General features: G+C 70.5%; 18 protein-coding genes and 1 pseudogene. 17 read left to right on the top strand and 2 right to left on the bottom strand.

Translation table 11 applies throughout. From position 1 onward, the window contains the following. Window positions 1-335 (bottom strand): annotated as a pseudogene (locus QZ772_RS15755) (thiolase domain-containing protein); the annotation flags it as partial. A 175-nt stretch (window positions 336-510) separates the two neighbouring features. Here QZ772_RS15755 and QZ772_RS15750 point away from each other — a divergent pair. The 5 genes from QZ772_RS15750 to QZ772_RS15730 all read left to right on the top strand — a co-directional run bounded on the left by QZ772_RS15750 (window position 511) and on the right by QZ772_RS15730 (window position 5,155). Next, entirely contained in the window at window positions 511-1,284 is a 774-nt protein-coding gene (locus QZ772_RS15750) for an SDR family NAD(P)-dependent oxidoreductase (RefSeq protein ID WP_295528133.1), read from the top strand. Window positions 1,285-1,309: 25 nt separating this feature from the next. Beyond that, window positions 1,310-2,374 carry a hypothetical protein gene (locus tag QZ772_RS15745; protein WP_295528130.1) on the top strand — a complete coding sequence of 355 codons (1,065 nt, stop codon included), beginning with the start codon at window positions 1,310-1,312 and terminating at the stop codon, window positions 2,372-2,374. After that, complete coding sequence (locus QZ772_RS15740) at window positions 2,371-3,186, top strand: enoyl-CoA hydratase/isomerase family protein (protein WP_295528128.1); 816 nt, start codon at window positions 2,371-2,373, stop codon at window positions 3,184-3,186. Before QZ772_RS15745 ends, QZ772_RS15740 begins: the two co-directional genes overlap by 4 nt. 15 nt (window positions 3,187-3,201) lie before the next feature. Next, window positions 3,202-4,074 (top strand): MaoC/PaaZ C-terminal domain-containing protein, encoded by an 873-nt coding sequence (locus QZ772_RS15735; RefSeq protein ID WP_295528126.1) that lies wholly within the window; start codon window positions 3,202-3,204, stop codon window positions 4,072-4,074. Between the two features lie 109 nt (window positions 4,075-4,183). After that, complete coding sequence (locus QZ772_RS15730) at window positions 4,184-5,155, top strand: nitronate monooxygenase family protein (RefSeq protein ID WP_295528125.1); 972 nt, start codon at window positions 4,184-4,186, stop codon at window positions 5,153-5,155. 69 nt (window positions 5,156-5,224) lie between these two features. Here the strand turns inward: QZ772_RS15730 and QZ772_RS15725 are convergent, their stop codons facing one another. Beyond that, a complete protein-coding gene (locus QZ772_RS15725) occupies window positions 5,225-6,358 on the bottom strand; it encodes a CaiB/BaiF CoA-transferase family protein (protein ID WP_295528123.1) in 1,134 nt (377 codons plus the stop codon). A gap of 265 nt (window positions 6,359-6,623) precedes the next feature. Here QZ772_RS15725 and QZ772_RS15720 point away from each other — a divergent pair, with 265 nt between their 5' ends. The 12 genes from QZ772_RS15720 to QZ772_RS15665 all read left to right on the top strand — a co-directional run. Then, window positions 6,624-7,076 (top strand): DUF4174 domain-containing protein, encoded by a 453-nt coding sequence (locus tag QZ772_RS15720; RefSeq protein ID WP_295528121.1) that lies wholly within the window; start codon window positions 6,624-6,626, stop codon window positions 7,074-7,076. Between the two features lie 144 nt (window positions 7,077-7,220). After that, window positions 7,221-7,421: a DUF3606 domain-containing protein gene (locus QZ772_RS15715; protein WP_295528118.1), complete on the top strand. Its 201-nt coding sequence runs from the start codon at window positions 7,221-7,223 to the stop codon at window positions 7,419-7,421. 90 nt (window positions 7,422-7,511) lie between these two features. Further along, window positions 7,512-9,320 (top strand): ABC transporter ATP-binding protein/permease, encoded by a 1,809-nt coding sequence (locus tag QZ772_RS15710; RefSeq protein ID WP_366510606.1) that lies wholly within the window; start codon window positions 7,512-7,514, stop codon window positions 9,318-9,320. 83 nt (window positions 9,321-9,403) lie between these two features. Beyond that, a complete protein-coding gene (locus QZ772_RS15705; RefSeq protein ID WP_295528115.1) occupies window positions 9,404-9,940 on the top strand; it encodes a 2'-5' RNA ligase family protein in 537 nt (178 codons plus the stop codon). Between the two features lie 56 nt (window positions 9,941-9,996). Continuing rightward, window positions 9,997-10,779: a DNA-binding transcriptional regulator gene (locus QZ772_RS15700; RefSeq protein ID WP_295528113.1), complete on the top strand. Its 783-nt coding sequence runs from the start codon at window positions 9,997-9,999 to the stop codon at window positions 10,777-10,779. A gap of 86 nt (window positions 10,780-10,865) precedes the next feature. Next, window positions 10,866-11,828, top strand: a complete 963-nt coding sequence (locus tag QZ772_RS15695; protein WP_295528111.1) for a tripartite tricarboxylate transporter substrate binding protein — start codon at window positions 10,866-10,868, stop codon at window positions 11,826-11,828. Window positions 11,829-11,832: 4 nt separating this feature from the next. Then, complete coding sequence (locus QZ772_RS15690) at window positions 11,833-12,774, top strand: amidohydrolase (protein ID WP_295528108.1); 942 nt, start codon at window positions 11,833-11,835, stop codon at window positions 12,772-12,774. Then, window positions 12,771-13,412: a flavin reductase family protein gene (locus QZ772_RS15685; protein ID WP_295528105.1), complete on the top strand. Its 642-nt coding sequence runs from the start codon at window positions 12,771-12,773 to the stop codon at window positions 13,410-13,412. Before QZ772_RS15690 ends, QZ772_RS15685 begins: the two co-directional genes overlap by 4 nt. Continuing rightward, window positions 13,409-14,185, top strand: coding sequence for an aldolase/citrate lyase family protein (locus tag QZ772_RS15680; protein WP_295528102.1), 777 nt, complete (start codon window positions 13,409-13,411; stop codon window positions 14,183-14,185). The genes QZ772_RS15685 and QZ772_RS15680 overlap by 4 nt, the downstream gene beginning before the upstream one ends. Further along, a complete protein-coding gene (locus tag QZ772_RS15675; RefSeq protein ID WP_295528100.1) occupies window positions 14,182-15,027 on the top strand; it encodes a hypothetical protein in 846 nt (281 codons plus the stop codon). The genes QZ772_RS15680 and QZ772_RS15675 overlap by 4 nt, the downstream gene beginning before the upstream one ends. Next, window positions 15,027-16,046 carry a 2-dehydropantoate 2-reductase gene (locus QZ772_RS15670; protein WP_295528097.1) on the top strand — a complete coding sequence of 340 codons (1,020 nt, stop codon included), beginning with the start codon at window positions 15,027-15,029 and terminating at the stop codon, window positions 16,044-16,046. Before QZ772_RS15675 ends, QZ772_RS15670 begins: the two co-directional genes overlap by 1 nt. A gap of 15 nt (window positions 16,047-16,061) precedes the next feature. Then, on the top strand, window positions 16,062-16,434 hold a 373-nt coding region (locus QZ772_RS15665; protein WP_295528095.1), incomplete at its 3' end, for a fumarate hydratase.

Here is a 16,434-nt window from a genome sequence, read left to right as displayed (position 1 = left end):
CGCCCGGCCAGGGTGATCAGGGCCACGTCGCACTTGCCCGCGGCGATGGCCTGGGCGGCATGCGCGACGTGGATGAGGTAGGCCGAGCCGCCGGTGTCGGTGTTGTCGACGTGGCGCAGGCGGGTCAGGCCCAGGTAGTCGGCCATGCTGTTGGCGCCCAGCCCGGGCGCGTCGCCGGCGCAGAAGTAGCCGTCCACGTCCTGCAGCGTGAGGCCGGCATCGGCCAGTGCGCCGCGTGCGCATTCGGCATGCAGCTGGGCCACGGTCTTGTCCGGCGCCTTGCGCGTCGGATGCTCGAAGGCCCCTGCGATGCAGGCCTTGCCCTTGATGGTCATCGGCGTTTCTCCTGTGAGCCTTGAAAAGCGGCTGTGATCATAATATTGGTTCAACCAAAAAGGCGCGCGACACGGATGCGACAGATGCGATGGCCGTCTGCACTGGCCGACCGTTGACGCCGCAAGCAGACAGCAAATATTATTGGTTCAACCAAACAATATTGAACGTCTATCCATGAACCCTCTCGTCACTCTCCAGGACCGCACGGTGGTCGTCACTGGCGCCGGCCAGGGCATCGGCAAGGCGCTGACCGAGCTGATCGTTGAGCTCGATGGCCGCGTGGTGGCGGTGGACATGAACGGCGACACGCTGCGCGCCGCCATGGCCGAGCTGCCCGCCGACCGTGTGATGACCGTGGTCGGCAGCGTGACCGACGCCGCGCTGGCCACCCGCGCCGTGGACGAGGCGGTGGAGCGATTCGGCGCCCTGCACGGCCTGGTCAACAACGCCGGCATCACCCGTCCCGCCATGATCGAGAAGATGACCGACCAGCAATGGAAGGACGTCATCGACGTGCACCTCACCGGCAGCTTCTACTGGCTGCAGGCCGTGGGCAGGCACATGGTGGCACGCTCGCGCGGCGGCGACACCCGCGGTGGCTCGATCATCAACATCTCGTCGGACGCCGGCCGCAAGGGCTCCATCGGTCAGATCAACTACGCCGCCGCCAAGGCCGGCCTGCTGGGCATGACGATGACCGCCGCGCGGGAATGGGGGCGCTACAACATCCGCACCAACTCCATCTGCTTCGGCGTGGTGGAGACGCCCATGACCGAGGTGGTGCGCGGCGACAAGTTCAAGGACGGCATGTTGGCGCAGATTCCCCTGGGCCGCTGGTCCACCGCCGAGGAGGCGGTGCGCATGCTGGCCTTCCTGCTCTCGGATGCCGGCAGCTACATGACCGGCCAGCACATCGGCGTCAACGGCGGCTTCCACATCAGCCTCTGAGCGCCGCGACCCGCCAGGAGCCCCCATGTACATGCCTCCCGACACCCGCCTGCGTCTCGATCCGCGTGACGAGTACACCCACACGCCCGAAGCCGCAGGCAACTACAACGAGAGCATGTACTTCAATGCCTTCGAGACGGCCACGGGCGTGGGCGCCTGGTTCCGTCTGGGCAACCGGCCCAACGAAGGCCATGCCGAGATGACCTGCTGCATCTACCTGCCCGACGGGCGGGTGGCCTTCATGTTCGGGCGGCCGGCCATCGACAACAACGACGCCATGGATGCCGGCGGCATGCGCTTCGAGGTGATCGAGCCCTTCCGACAGCTGCGCTGCAGCTACGCGGGCGAGCTGCTCATCATGGACGACCCCCTGGCCATGGCCGATCCGAGCCGTGCCTTCAAGACCTGTCCGAAGAAGCCGGGCGCGTTCGTGCTGGACTTCGAGGGCATCTCGCCCATGCATGGCGGCGAGATCGTCACGCTGGATGGGCGGCCCCTCGACATCGATCCGGCGCTGTCGGTCTACCGTGGCCACACCGAGCAGAACATGGCCGTCACCGGACACATCGCGGTGGACGGGCAGCGCTTCGACTTCGTGCAGGGCACGGGCTACCGCGACAAGTCCTGGGGTCCCCGGCACTGGCACAGCTTCTTTTGGTACAAGTGGATCCCGGTCACCTTCGACCGCGACTTCGGCGTGCTGCTGTCGATCAAGGGCCGGCCCGAGGGCGGCCCGGACCGCATCAGCGGCAACGTGCTGCGCGGCGGTGTCTACGAGCCGGTGATCGACGGCCGCATCGAGACCGACTACGACGAGGCCTGGTATCCGCGTGCGGTGACCGCCACCGTCACCACGGCCCAGGGCGTCTATGTGCTCCAGGGCAGGGTGCTGCGCACCGTGCCGCTGCGCCACAGGCGCCGCGACGGCGGCAGCGAGACCCGGATCACCGAAAGCCTGACCGAATGGCGCTGCGGAGACCGCATCGCGCTGGGCATGACCGAGTTCTGCGACCGGATGGAGGGCGGCGTGCCGGTCTCGGAGGCCGGCTGTGCCACCCCCGCTGCTGCCATGCCGGAGGCCGGCCGGTGAGTGGCGCGACCGGTCTGCACGTGGGGCGCGAGGCGGCCGCCCTCGTGCTCACTCTCGACCGTCCCGGCAGCCGCAACGCGCTCAGCCCCGCTTTGGCTGACGCACTCACTGCCGCGCTGCGGGAGGCCCAGCAGGACGATGCGGTGCGTTCGGTCGTGCTGGCCGGCGCGGGCGGCGACTTCTGCGCCGGGGGCGATCTCAAGGTCATGGCCGATGCCGGCCCGCGCACGGCCGAGCAGCGCCTGGCCGGCATGCAGCGCTACCGCGCGTTGACCGAGACCCTGCTCGGCCTGGACAAACCCCTCATCGCGGCGGTCGACGGCGTGGCCTTCGGCGCCGGGCTGAGTCTGGCCCTCACGGCCGACATCGTGCTCGTCAGTCGCCGCGTGCGCCTGGCCATGGTCTTCCATCGCGTGGGCCTGGTGCCGGATGTGGGCGCCTGGTACACGCTGCCTCGCGTGGTCGGCCTGCAGCGGGCCAAGGAGCTGATCTTCTCGGCCCGCGAGTTCGGCGCCGACGAGGCGCGGCAGATGGGCCTGGCAATGGAGGTGCTCGCGCCCGAAGCGCTGCTGCCGCGCGCCCTGGCCATCGCACAGAGCTTCGGCGGCGCCTCGCCGGTGGCCTTGCGTCTGAGCAAGCGGGCGCTGCAGGCTTCGCTGCAGAGCGGGCTTGGGACCATGCTCGATCTGGAGCAGCTCTCCAACCCCGTGGTGGGCGCCAGCGACTACGTGAGCGAGGCCGTGCGCCGCTTTGCCCACAAGGAGCCGGCCCAGTTCCACTGGCCGGCGCCCCCTTCCTCCAACGACGCCTGACGCGGCGCTTCTTCCATGATCGATCCCGACAAGACCCGTGCCTGGCACTCTGGCGACGTGCGCCAGCACTACACCACCAAGGACTGCATCCTCTACGCCCTCGGCCTCGGCGCAGGTGCCGATCCGCTCGATCCGCAGCAACTGCGATTCGTCTACGAGAAGGAGCTGACGGCGCTGCCCACCATGGCGGCCGTGCTGGCCTCGCCGGGTTCGTGGATGCGCGAGCGCGCCGAGCTGGGCATCGATTACCTGAAGCTGGTGCATGGCGAGCAGGCCGTCACGCTGCATGCGCCGCTGCCGCCGGCGGCAGCGGTGATCGGCCGCAGCCGCGTCGTCCGCCTCGTGGACAAGGGCGAGGGCAAGGGCGCCGTGATGCATGTCGAGAAGGTGCTGACCGACGAAGCCACCGGCGAGCGGCTGGCCACCTGCGAGCAGGTGCTGTTCCTGCGCGGCAACGGGGGCTTTCCGGCGGGCACCGCCAGCGATGCGCCGGCGCCCGCGCCGGCCGCCGTGCCCGGCACGCCGCCCGACCTCAGCGTGACGCTCGCAACGCGGCCCGACGCGGCCGTGCTCTACCGCCTGTCCGGCGACCTCAATCCGCTGCACATCGACCCCGGGGCGGCCACGCGCTCGGGCTTTCCGCGGCCCATCCTGCACGGCCTGGCGACCTGGGGCATGGCGGGCCTTGCCGCCGTGCAGCACTTCTGCGGCGGCGATCCTTCGCGGCTCACGGGTCTGCGGGCGCGCCTGTCCTCGCCCGTGTTTCCGGGCGAGACGCTGGTCTTCGACTTCTGGGACCTGGGCGGCGGCGAACTCGCCCTGCGCGCCCGCGTGCCGGCGCGCGAGGCCGTGGTGCTGAGCCACGGGCGCGCCGCGGTCCGGTCCTGAGCGGCGGCTTTCGCACCCTGCCAGGACGGCCGCAGCCCTGATGGGCGACCGCGCCGCCGGAGCGGGGATCAACCATGAAGAGGGCAGAACGCCTGAGCCGAGCTTGCAAATGAAGACACGCGTCAGCACCGCCCTCGGGATCCGGCTGCCGATCATCCAGGGCGGCATGCAGTGGGTCGGCACGGCCGAAATGGCCTCGGCCGTCAGCAACGCCGGCGGCCTGGGCACCCTCAGCGCCCTGACCCAGCCCACCCCCGAAGACCTGGCCCGTGAGATCGAGCACTGCCGCGGCATGACGCAACAGCCCTTCGGCGTCAACGTGACCATGCTGCGCACGACCACGCCACCCCCCTACGAGCGCATCTTCGATGTCATCGTCGAGGGCGGCGTGCGGGTCGTGGAGACTGCAGGCAACGTGCCGGCCGAGGTCTTCGACCGTCTCAAGGGGGCGGGCATCACGGTCATCCACAAGTGCACCTCGGTGCGCCACGCGCTGGCGGCCGAGAAGCGCGGCGTCGATCTGGTGAGCATCGACGGCTTCGAATGCGCGGGCCATCCCGGCGAGGACGATGTGCCCGGCCTGGTGCTCATTCCGTCCGCGGTGCGGGCGCTGCGCATTCCCGTGATCGCCTCCGGCGGCATCGCCACCGGCGCCGGCATGGCGGCGGCCCTGGCGCTGGGCGCCGAGGGCGTCAACATGGGCACCCGCTTCGTCGCCACGCAGGAAGCGCCGGTGCACGCGAACATCAAGCAGGCCCTGCTCGCCGCGCGGGAGACGGACACCCGGCTCATGTTCCGCACGCTGCGCAACACCGCCCGGGTGCTGCGCAATGCCATCAGCGAAGAGGTGGTGGCGCTCGAAAGCCGCGTCGGCGGCTGCAGCTTCGACGACCTGCGTCCGCTGGTGGCCGGCGCCCGCGGGCGCGCCACGCTGCAGTCGGGCGCCGTCGACGACGGCGTGGTGTGGGCCGGCCAGGTGGTCGGCCTGGTCGATGACATCCCCTCGTGCGCCGACCTGCTGGCGCGCATGGCCCGCGAGTGCCGCGAGCGCCTGTCGGCGGCTGCAGCATTGGTGGCCTGAGGGGGCGCGAGCAAGGCCGTCATGCCCGTCCTTGCTGTTTGATCCAGCCGAGGCAAGCGGCGCGCCCGTTCAGCCCACGCCCGCGCCGCGCAGGGCGATGATGTCTGCGTCGCCGTAGCCGAGTTCGCGCAGGATCGCCTCGGTGTCCGTGCCAGCAGCCACCGGCGCGCGGGGCCGCTCGGGCGCGGAACGGCTGAAGCGGGGCGCCGGCGCCGGCTGCGTCAGGCCATCCTGCGTGTAGAAGGCGTCCCGCGCCTTCTGGTGCGGATGGCCGGGCACCTCGTCCAGGGCCAGCACCGGCGCGAAGCACACGTCCGTGCCTTCGAGCAGTGCACACCATTCGTCGCGTGTCTTCTGGGCGAAGCGGTGGGCCAGCGCTGCCTTCAGCGCCGGCCAGCGGCTGGCATCGTGCTGCGGCCAGGCCGCAGGGTCTTCGATGCCCAGCTTGTCCAGCAGCAGGGCGTAGAACTGCGGCTCGATGCTGCCCAGCGAGATCCAGCCGCCGTCGGCGCAGCGGTAGCTGCCGTAGTAGTGGCTGCCGCCATCCAGCACGCCGGTGCCGCGCGGCCTCGTGCGGCCGGCAGCCTGCACGCTGTGGAACAGCGTCATCAGCAGCGACACGCCGTCCACCATGGCCGCATCGACCACCTGGCCCTTGCCGCTTCCCCGTGCCTCGAACAGCGCGCAGGCGATGCCGAAGGCCAGCAGCATGGTGCCGCCGCCGTAGTCGCCCACCAGGTTGAGCGGCGTCACCGGCGCCTCGGGCGTTCCGATCATGCCCAGCGCGCCGGCCAGGGCGATGTAGTTGATGTCGTGTCCTGCCGCCGTGGCCAGCGGGCCCTGCTGGCCCCACCCGGTCATGCGCCCGTAGACCAGACGCGGGTTGCGCGCCAGGCAGGCGTCGGGCCCCAGCCCCAGCCGTTCCATGACGCCCGGGCGAAAGCCCTCCACCAGCACGTCGGCGCCCTCGATCAGACGCAGCAGCACCTGGCGGGCGGCGTCCTGCTTGACGTCGAGGGCGATGGAGCGCCGGCCGCGGCGCGAGATGTCCTGGTGCGGCGGCACCATGCCGCCGGCGGCCGGACCGGGGCGGTCGACACGGATCACCTCGGCGCCCATGTCGGCCAGCAGCATGGCGGCCAGCGGGCCGGGGCCGATCGAGGCGATCTCGATCACGCGTACACCGTGGAGCGGGCCCGCCATCAGCGTGGCGCTCCAAGGGTGCGGATGGGTGTGTGGACAAGCATGGCGTTCTTCCAGGGCAGTGAATATGATGATGAATGGTTGTACCAATTGAATCTAGCACGCCGGGCGCCGACTTGTCGACGCGGCTCGTGCCGCAGCCGCAGTGGCTGCAAGCGACGGCCGCCATTGCCGCTGCCGGACCCGGCTGCCGCGGTCGCGGCCGACCCCGACGCAGCATGGTGACGGGCACGGCCGGACTGGCCGTGTACCGACGATCGACCGCATGAACCCGATTCAGCGAACTGCCAGCACCGCCACTTTCGCCCTTTCCGGCCTCGCCGCGCTTGGCGCTGCCATGGCGGCCGACGTCAATCCGCTCGATGCCGAGCGTTGGAAGACCCGGCCGCTGGTGGTCGTCGCGCCGCGCGCCGACGATCCGCTGCTGCGCGAGGTCGAGGCCACCCTGGCCCGCACGGCCGCGCGCGAGGCCTTCATCGAACGCGAGATGGTGCTCTACCGGGTCGTGGCCGGCGTCGGCAGCCGCGACGGCCGGGCCCTGACGCCCGGACAGACCCGGGCGCTGCTTGCCGCGCTCGAACTCCGCGCCGAAGCCCCCGCGCAGCTGGTGCTGGTGGGCAAGGACGGCGGCGCCAAGCTGCGCCAGAACGGCGGCGCCGACCTGGCCGAGATCTTCCGCACCATCGACCGCATGCCGATGCGCCAGTCGGGCCGCTAAGCCGCCCCGCGCGGCATGGCCGCCTGCGCTGCGCGTAGGCGGCGGACTTCAACGGCATCAGCCGCCGTCCGCAAGGCCCGGATGCCCTATCGCCCGGATCATCGTCCGCACTCGATCACCACCAAGAACGTTTGGGAGCCGGTCATGCATTCGATGGAAAAGTACCTTGCCGAAGAGCCCTTCGCCCTGCGCCGCAGCGAGCGGTCGGACATCAACGTCAACGACCGCATCGAGATCCGCCACTACGCCCAGGAGCTGGGCGTCGACGAGCAGCGGTTGATCGTTGCCGTCGAGCGCGCCGGCCTGAGCGGCCGCGCCGTGCAGGCGCAGCTGGGCTGCTGCTGACCGCGCCTGCCCTGCCAAGTCTGAAGCCCCCCGTGCCCGCGCAAGCTGCGCACGGGCGCTGCATCCCCTTCCCCTGACTTCAGACGCCTGATGTCCGCCATCGCGCCACCCACGCCCGCCGCCGACCTTTCGCCCAAGCCCCGCGATCGCAAGACCAAGCCGCGCCGAAGCCGCGCCCCCACGCTCTCGATGGCGGCGTGGCGGCAGTTCATGGAAGTGGCCCGGCCTTACTGGGTCGGTGACCAGCGCGTCAAGGCCTGGAGCCTGCTGGGCGTGCTGCTGGTCGTGATGCTGTGCGAGACCCAACTGGCCGTGATGCTGATCTCGCGCACGGGCGAGATGACCTCGGCCCTGGCCGCTCGCGACGCCGACCGCTTCTGGAGCGCCGTGCGCTGGAGTCTGGTGGTACTGGCCTTCGCAGCCCCCATGTATGCCGGCTACTACTACATGCGGGACTACCTCGGCAACCATTGGCGCCGCTGGCTCACGCACCGCTTCCTCGACGGCTACCTGCAGCAGCGTCGCTACTACGAACTGTCCAGCCGTGAAGACCTGGACAACCCCGACCAGCGCATCAGCGAAGACATCAACACCTTCACCGGCCGGTCCATCAACTACGCGCTGATCTTTCTGGGTTCGCTGATGCAGCTGGTGGCCTTCAGCGCTGTGCTGTGGTCCATCTCGAAGATGCTGGTGCTCTTCCTGGCCATCTATGCCACGGTGGGCACGGTGGTGGCGCTGTATGTCTTCGGGGCTCCGCTGATCCGGCTGAACTTCTGGCAGCTGCGGCGCGAGGCGGATTTCCGCTTCGGCCTGATGCGCTTTCGCGAGAACGCCGAGTCCATTGCCTTCTATCGTGGTGAGGCGCAGGAGCGGACGGAGCTGGACAACCGCTTCCAGGCCGCCTTCGCCAACTACGGCCGGCTCATCAAGAAGCAGCGCTCGCTCAACCTCTTCCAGCGCGCCTTCAGCCAGCTGACGCTGGTGGTGCCCAGCATCATCCTCGCGGGCGAGGTGCTCGCCGGCAACCTGGAAGTGGGCCGCGCCGTGCAGGCAGGCGGCGCCTTCGCCGCAGTGCTGGGTGCCGTGGGCCTGATCGTCGACAACTTCGAGGGGCTGAGCCGCTTCGTCGCCGGCATTGACCGGCTCCATACGCTGGCGGGCGTGGTCATGCCCGGCAGCACGCGGGCACCTTCGGCCGTGGCCGTCGCGACGCCACCCGGGACGCAGATCCAGAGCGAATGCGGCGACGACGAACTCTGCGTGGAGAAGGTGACGCTTTACACGCCGCAGTTCAACCGGCTGCTGATCCGTGACCTTTCGCTGCGCCTGGGGCCGGGCGAGGGATTGATGATCGCGGGCCCGAGCGGTTGCGGGAAGAGCTCTCTGCTGCGGGCCCTGGCGGGGTTGTGGCGCAATGGCAGCGGCACGGTACGCACCCTGCCGCCCGAGCAGGTGTTCTTCCTGCCGCAGCGGCCTTACATGCAACTGGGCACACTGCGCAGCCAGATCCTCTACCCGGCCGATGCGTCGAAGCACAGCGATGCGCAGCTGCTCGACATCCTGGATGCCGTGCACCTGGGCGGCCTGGCCGAGCGCGTGGGCGGGCTGGATGCGGTGCACGACTGGGAGAAGCTGCTGTCCATGGGCGAGCAGCAGCGCATGGCCTTCGCCCGGGTGCTGGCCCGCCGTCCGCGCGTGGTCATCCTCGACGAGGCCACCAGCGCGCTGGACGCGGCCACGGAGGCGGCGCTTTATCAGCGCCTGCGCGACACAGGCGCCACCATGGTCAGCATCGCGCACCGGCATGCCGTGCTGCGCTACCACACGCATGTGCTGGAATTGCTGGGCGGCGGCGAATGGCGCGTGCAGCCGGCCCAGGACTTTCCGGCAGAGTAGCGGTCGCCTTGGTGCGTGGCTCTGATCCCTTGATCGGAAGCGATGGGCCTGTCGCGCACCAACTCATGGTCCACTCCTGACCCATGCGACCGACCGCTCTGATCGTCACGCTGCGCATGGACGATGCGTCCGCCGCGGCGCTGACTGCGCTGCGCAGCGCCCACTTTCCGCCGTCGCGCAATTGGCTCGATGCGCACATCACCCTGTTCCATGCCTTGCCCATCGCCGAATTGCCGAGGGTGCGCGAGGACATGGCTGAGATCGCCAATCGCACCGCGCCCTTCGAGCTGGATGTGGACCGCGTTCAGTTCCTTGGGGCGGGCGTCGCCTATGCCATGAGCGCGCCGGAAGCGTTGCGATTGCGGGAGGCGCTCGCAACGCACTGGTCGGGCATGCTCGGTGCGCAGGACCGGCAATGGCGCGGCCCGCTGCATGTGACGGTGCAGAACAAGGTGCGCCCCGAGCAGGCCCGGGCGCTGCATGCCGAACTTGCTCGCGACTTCGTGCCCTGGAAGGTCGGGGCGACCGGCCTGGACCTGTGGTACTACATGGGCGGGCCGTGGGAGCGGGTGGGCGGCTTCGCGTTCTGCGGTTCCGCCTCGATCCGAGAGGAGGCGTGAGAGCGGCGTCAGACCCAGGGCGGCCGCTTCCTAGAATCCGGCGCCCTCCCGCCCCCATGCCCTCCACCCCGCCCATCAATGTCGTCGTCCGCGCCTTGGCGCTGCTGCAGGCGCTCAATCGGCAGCCTGTCTCGACGCTCGATGTGCTGCACCGGCAGACCGGCATTCCCAAGCCCAGCATCGTGCGGCTGCTGCAGACCCTGCAGGCCACCGGTTTCGTGCGGCATGCGCCGCAATACGGTGCCTACTACCTCACGGCGGAGGTGGCCTCGCTCGCCAGCGGCTACCACAGCGAGCCGCGCATCGTCGAGGCGTCCTCGGCCATCGCCGACGGGCTGACGGCCGAGCTGAAATGGCCGGTCTCGGTGGCAGTGCATGACGGCGATGCGATGGTGGTGCGCTACAGCACCATCCCGCAGTCGCCGCTGTCCTTCTTCCATTCCACGATCAACATGCGCCTGAGCCTGCTCACGCAGGCGCTGGGCCGGGCCTACCTGGCCTTCGCCGATGCGCAGGAGCAGCAGGCCCTGATCGAGCTGCTGGCCCGCACGCCGCATCCGGAGGAGCGCGAGGTGGGCGACGCCGACGCCATCCGCGCCGTCCTGGACGAGACCCGCGCACGTGGCTACGCGCTGCGCGATCCACGGGTGCGGCCGGAGTCCTCGACCGTGGCGGTGCCGATCTTCGAAGGCCCGCGCGTGGTGGCCACCATCGGGCTGACGTGGTTCTCCTCCGCGCTCACGTCCGCGCAGGCCGTGGAGCGCTTCGTGCCGCCACTGCAGCAGGCCGCGGCGGCCATCGCCGGGGCGCTGGCGGCGCTGGCATCCCCGCGCCGCTGACTTTCCGCCTCGCGGAAAGTCCGCAAAGGCCGCTTGGTCGGCGGGGCAGGGCTGCGCATGATCGCGGCATTCCAACGGAGACACGCATGATGAAACGACGCCTCGCCATGGCGGTGCTGGCCTGCTCCGCCGCGCTGCCGGCCCTGGCTGCCGACTGGCCTGCCAAGCCGATCACCCTGATCGTTCCCTTCCCGGCCGGCGGCAGCACCGACGCGCTGGCCCGGCTCATCGGCCAGCGCCTGTCGGAGAAGCTGGGCCAGCCGGTCGTGGTCGACAACCGCGCCGGTGCCGGCGGCAACCTGGGCACCGACATGGTTGCCAAGGCCGCGCCCGATGGCTACACGCTCGCGCTCTCCACCTCGGGCCCGCTGGCCAACAACAAGTACCTCTACAAGAACCTGCGCTTCGACCCGCAGAAGGACCTGACGCCGGTGATCGCCATCGGCGAGATCCCGATGGGCATTGCGGCGAGCCCCGCACTCAAGGTCGATTCGCTGGCTGCGCTGCTGGAGCGGGCACGGGCCCAGCCCGGCAAGGTGAGCATCGCCAACCCGGGCAACGGCACCATCGGCCACCTCACGGCCGAGCTGCTCAAGAGCCAGGCCAGGGTCGAGGCGCTGGGCGTGCCCTACAAGGGCGACACGCCGGCCATCACCGACACCGTGGGCGGCAACGTCGATGCGGTGTCCATGCCCATCACTTCGCTGGTGCCGCAGATCCAGGCCGGCAAGCTCAAGGGCCTGGCCGTCACCTCGCGCCAGCGCTTCGCGGGCCTGCCGCAGGTGCCCACGGCCATCGAGCAGGGCATTCCCGTCGAGGCGACCGTCTGGATGGCCGTCGTGGGACCGAAGGGCCTGCCTGATGCCGTGGTGGCGCGCCTGAACACCGAGATCAATGCCGTGATCGCCACGCCCGAGGCCCGCGCCAGGCTGGAGCAGTACGGCGCCGCGCCCATCGGCGGCAGCCCGCAGCAGCTGGTGCAGCTGATGGCCAGCGACAGCGCCAAGTGGAAGAAGGTCATCGAGACCACCAACATCACCCTGGATTGACCCAATGAGCGACACCCGTCCCCTGCTGTTCGATGCGCATGCCCACCTGGTGGCCGACGACCAGCAACGCTATCCGCGCAACCCCATGCAGCGTGCCGCCGATGCGCCCTATCGACCGCCGGGGGTGATCGGCCGCCCCGGCGGCCACCACGGCCCGAACCCCATCAACGAGGTGCCCGACGTCTCGCGCATGCGCGTGTGGATGAAGGAAGAGAACGTGGACGGTGCCGTCGCGGTGCAGAAGCGCATGGTCTACCGCTACGACAACAGCTACATCCTGGACTCGTCGGACGCGCACCCCGAGATCTTCTCCGCCGTGGTGATCCTGGACGCCGAGGACCCGGGTACGCCGGACCTGGTGCGCCGCTATGTGCGCGAGCACGACCTGGTGGGCCTGCGCCTCTTCGGCGGCCGAAAGCCCGACGGCAGCATGCCCTGGCTCGATTCGCCCGACGCGCTCAAGAGCTGGGAGGCCGTGGACGAGGCCGGCATCGTGATGGACCTGGAAGTGCTGGCCCAGGGTGGCGGCGGCCCGGCCGTGCCGGCGCTGCTGTCCCTGGCCGAGCGCTACCGCAACGTGCGTATCGTGCTGGACCACCTGCTGGAGCCCGAGCTGCACGACGGCCCGCACTTCGGCATGGATGCGCGCTGGGAGCAGCTGGCCGCCTGCGAGCGCATCTCCTTCAAGTTCACCTCCATCAACCTCGACCACTGCCGCGAGGAAGGCTTTCCTGCCAACCAGGTGCTGCGGCGCGCCGTCGACCTGTTCGGCGCCGAGCGGGTGATGTGGGGCTCGGACATCGGCACCTCCTCAGGCACCTACAAGGACATGGTCCAGCGCATGATCGACGCGTCGGACCTGCTCTCGCCGGCCGAGCAGCGGGCCGTGTGGCACGACACCGGCCGGCGCGTGTTCGCCAAGGGCGGCAGCAGGGCGCACGCGTGAACGACCACGAGGAAGTTGCCGCCAGCGGCCTGGACACGGCCACCGCCTACCGCCTGATCTGCGGCATCGTCGTGCCGCGGCCGGTGGCCTGGATCACGACGGTGGACCGCGACGGGCGCGTCAATGCCGCGCCCTTCAGCTCCTACAACTACGTGGCTCACAGCCCGCCCATGGTTGCCGTCAACATCGGCACGCGCCAGGGCACGCTGAAGGACACGGCCCGCAACATCCGCGACAGCGGCTTCTTCTGCGTCAACGTGGCCACCGAGGAGGTGATGGAGACGCTGCACCAGTGCGGCGCCGACTACCCGCCGGAGGTTGGCGAGCCCGAGGCCCTGGGCATCGCGCTGCTGCCCGGCGTGCACACGCCGGTGCCGCGCATCGCCGCCTCGCCCATCCACATGGAATGCCGGCTGGACCAGTTCGTCACGCTGGGCCGCGGGCTCAATACGCTCTACATCGGCGAGGTGCTGAGCTTCCATCTGTCGCGCACGGTCTACGACGGGCGCAACGTCGACGGCCAGCGCCTGCGCCCCATCGCGCGGCTCGGCGGCCCGTACTACGCGGCGCTGGGCCAGACCTTCCACCGCCCGGCGCTGCAGCGGCCGCCGGGCGAACCTGCCGGAGACACGCCATGACGCGCCCACTGCTTCCCACCGGTGACGACTGGCATGTCGGCACCTTCGTCAAGACCACCTCGCCGCAGTGCGTGGAGATCCTGGGCGGCACCGGCCTGGACTTCGCGGTGCTTGATGCCGAGCATGCGCCCTTCGACCGGGCTGCGCTGGACCTCGCGCTCATGGCGGGCCGCAGCTGCGGGCTGCCGCTGTTCGTGCGAGTGCTGGAGCGCACGGCCGCCGGCCTGCTGTCGGTGCTGGACATGGGCGCGGCCGGCGTGCTGGTGCCGCATGTGGACACCGTGGCCGATGCGCGCGAGGTGGTCGCCCATTGCCGCTACGTGGGCGGCGACCGCGGCTACTCCAGCTCGCCGCGCGCGGCCGGCTATGGCGCCCTGGGCATGAAGGAGGCCATCCGACACGGCGACCGCAGCGTGGTGCTGGCACAGATCGAGAGCGTGGCGGCGGTGCGCAATGCCGCGGCCATCGCCGCCGTTGAGGGCGTGGCCGGGCTCTTCATCGGGCGCGCCGACCTGGCGCTGTCGATGGGCCTGGACAGTGCCCAGGCGCCCGAAGTGACCGAAGCCACCGAGCAGGTGATCCGCGACGGTGTGGCCGCCGGCAAGCTGGTCGGCATGTTCGTCGGCAGCCAGGCCGAGCGCGAGCGCTACCGCGCCCTCGGCGTGCGCTGGTTCATCCACGGCTCCGACCAGGGGCTGCTGCGCCAGGCGGCGCAGGCCATCGCCCGGCCTGCCGCGCCGGCTTCTTCCTCCTCTTCGAAGGTGACTGCATGAGCACTTCCACGATCCGCCGCGCCTCCGTCGCCCGCCACCATGACGAGCCGCCCGCGCACGAGGCCGATGGCGCCCGCACCTGGGTGGGCCGCGGCGCCAACTTCATCGTGGCCGTGAGCGAGGTCCAGGCCGGTGCGACGATGGCGCGCCAGGGCCAGCCCGACGAGTACTTTGTCTTCCTGCCCGATGCCGGTGCCACCATCCACGCGGGCGACGCCAGCATCGAGGCCGGTGCCGAGTCCGTGACCATCGTGCCGCCGGGCGACAGCCGGGTCGTGATGAAGGCGGCCGGGCAGGTGATCCGTGTCTTCTCCCACCGGGCGGCCGACCTGCTGGCGCTGGCCGGCAACGCGGCCGACTATGCCGCGCCCACGCCGGAGGTGGCGCCGCTCGTGCCCTGGCCCACGCCGGCCGATGGCTTCCGGCTGCGGCACTATCCGCTGGCGCAGCACACGCAGGCCGACAGCAACATGCGCATCTTCCGCAGCACCAACCTGATGGTGAACGTGATGACGCCGCGCATGGTGGCCCGCGACGTGCGCAAGCTCAGCCCCCATTCGCATGCGGACTTCGAGCAGGGCTCGCTGGTGATCCGCGGCGACTGGGTGCACCACATGCGCTACCCCTGGACGCCGGACATGAACGACTGGCGCAAGGACGAGGCGATCCGCGTCGGCAGCCCCTCGCTCACGGTGATCCCGCCCAAGGTGATCCACACCAGCCGCAACACCAACGACGGCGGCGCCTGGCTGCTGGACATCTTCGCCCCGCCGCGCATGGACTTCGCCGGCAAGCCGGGCAAGGTGGCCAACGAGCACGACTATCCGCTGCCCACGGCGTGATGAGCAGGCCTGTGGCGGACGAAGCGCAGGCGCCGGCGGCCCCGCGCATCTGCGTGGTCGGCGCCGGTGCCATCGGCGGCTGGCTGGCCGCGCGGTTGGCGCTGGCCGGCGACAAGGTCAGCGTGCTGGCGCGCGGCGCCACGCTGCAGGCCTTGCAGCAGCGCGGCCTGGAACTGCGCAGTCAGGGCGAGCGCCACGTCGTGCCGGTGCGCGCGGCCGAGACCCCCGACGCCCTGGGCCCGCAGGACATCGTGCTGCTGACCGTCAAGGCGCCCGCGCTGCCGGTCCTGGCACCGCGGCTCGCGCCCCTGCTGCATCCGGGCACGCGGGTGCTGAGCGCGGCCAACGGCCTGCCCTGGTGGTACTTCCTGGCCGGCGGCCGCAGCTGTGCGGGCCTGCGGCTGCGCAGCGTCGATCCTGAAGCGCGCATCGAAGCCGCGCTGCCGCTGCCCCAGGTGCTGGGCCTGAGCGTCTTCGCGGCCTGCCATTGCCCCGCACCCGGCGTGGTGCAGCACGACAGCGGCGGCCGGCTGCTGCTGGGCGAGCCGGCCGGCGGCGACAGCCCGCGTGTGCAGGCGCTGGCGCAGCGGCTCGAGGGAGCGTGCCTCGACGCGCAGGTCAGCGAGGACATCCGCCGCGACATCTGGCTCAAGCTGCTGGGCAATGCCTGCTTCAACCCGGTGAGCCTGCTCACCGGCGCGCACACCGACGACATGATCGACACGCCCGAGCTGCATGACCTGTTCGTGCGCATGATGGACGAGCTGCTGGGCATCGGCGGGCGCATCGGCCTAGCGCTGGACATCGAGCCGGCGCGGCGCATCGCGCAGGCGAGGGCGCTGGGCCACATCAAGACCTCGATGCTGCAGGACTTCGAGGCCGGCCGGCCGGTGGAGATCGGCGCCATCCTCGGCGCGGTGCTGGAATGCGCCGAGGCGGTGGCGATGCCGGTGCCGGCCCTGGCCACCATCCATGGCTTGGCAAGGCTGCGCGCGCAGAGCAGCGGCGTCGCCGCCTGAAAGAAAGAAGCAGACATGCCCATCACCAGCGAGCAGGTGGCCCAGGTCGCGGCCGACCTCTACGAATGGTCCCTCAAGAAGGTGCCCGACGACACGCAGGCCGCCCTGCGCGACGCGGTGCCCCGCGAGGGCAACGACACCGGGCGCAAGACGCTCACCATCATGCTCAAGTCCGCCGAGGCGGCGGAGCGTACCGGCGGCCTGGTGTGCTCGGACGTGGGCATTCCCACCTACAGCATCAAGATCGGCACCCGCGTGCGCTTCGAGGGGCCGGTGCGGCAGGCCATCGCGCTCGGTTTCGCGCGCATGGCCGCGCGCAGCGATCCGCCCATCCTCAAGATGGTGACCAACCCGCTCACGCACGCGCGCAGCCATGCGGGCAAGGACA

The sequence above is a fragment of the uncultured Pseudacidovorax sp. genome (assembly GCF_913773995.1).
GTDB lineage: Bacteria > Pseudomonadota > Gammaproteobacteria > Burkholderiales > Burkholderiaceae_C > Xenophilus.
This window is presented reverse-complemented; position numbering and strand designations above follow the sequence as displayed.

Coding starts and splice junctions, on each gene's coding strand:
- QZ772_RS15710 (WP_366510606.1), top strand. CDS start 7,512: ATGTCCGCCATCGCGCCACCCACGCCCGCCGCCGACCTTTCGCCCAAG.
- QZ772_RS15735 (WP_295528126.1), top strand. CDS start 3,202: ATGATCGATCCCGACAAGACCCGTGCCTGGCACTCTGGCGACGTGCGC.
- QZ772_RS15700 (WP_295528113.1), top strand. CDS start 9,997: ATGCCCTCCACCCCGCCCATCAATGTCGTCGTCCGCGCCTTGGCGCTG.
- QZ772_RS15715 (WP_295528118.1), top strand. CDS start 7,221: ATGCATTCGATGGAAAAGTACCTTGCCGAAGAGCCCTTCGCCCTGCGC.
- QZ772_RS15730 (WP_295528125.1), top strand. CDS start 4,184: ATGAAGACACGCGTCAGCACCGCCCTCGGGATCCGGCTGCCGATCATC.
- QZ772_RS15725 (WP_295528123.1), bottom strand. CDS start 6,358: ATGGCGGGCCCGCTCCACGGTGTACGCGTGATCGAGATCGCCTCGATC.
- QZ772_RS15690 (WP_295528108.1), top strand. CDS start 11,833: ATGAGCGACACCCGTCCCCTGCTGTTCGATGCGCATGCCCACCTGGTG.
- QZ772_RS15750 (WP_295528133.1), top strand. CDS start 511: ATGAACCCTCTCGTCACTCTCCAGGACCGCACGGTGGTCGTCACTGGC.
- QZ772_RS15675 (WP_295528100.1), top strand. CDS start 14,182: ATGAGCACTTCCACGATCCGCCGCGCCTCCGTCGCCCGCCACCATGAC.
- QZ772_RS15695 (WP_295528111.1), top strand. CDS start 10,866: ATGATGAAACGACGCCTCGCCATGGCGGTGCTGGCCTGCTCCGCCGCG.
- QZ772_RS15745 (WP_295528130.1), top strand. CDS start 1,310: ATGTACATGCCTCCCGACACCCGCCTGCGTCTCGATCCGCGTGACGAG.
- QZ772_RS15680 (WP_295528102.1), top strand. CDS start 13,409: ATGACGCGCCCACTGCTTCCCACCGGTGACGACTGGCATGTCGGCACC.
- QZ772_RS15705 (WP_295528115.1), top strand. CDS start 9,404: ATGCGACCGACCGCTCTGATCGTCACGCTGCGCATGGACGATGCGTCC.
- QZ772_RS15670 (WP_295528097.1), top strand. CDS start 15,027: ATGAGCAGGCCTGTGGCGGACGAAGCGCAGGCGCCGGCGGCCCCGCGC.
- QZ772_RS15720 (WP_295528121.1), top strand. CDS start 6,624: ATGAACCCGATTCAGCGAACTGCCAGCACCGCCACTTTCGCCCTTTCC.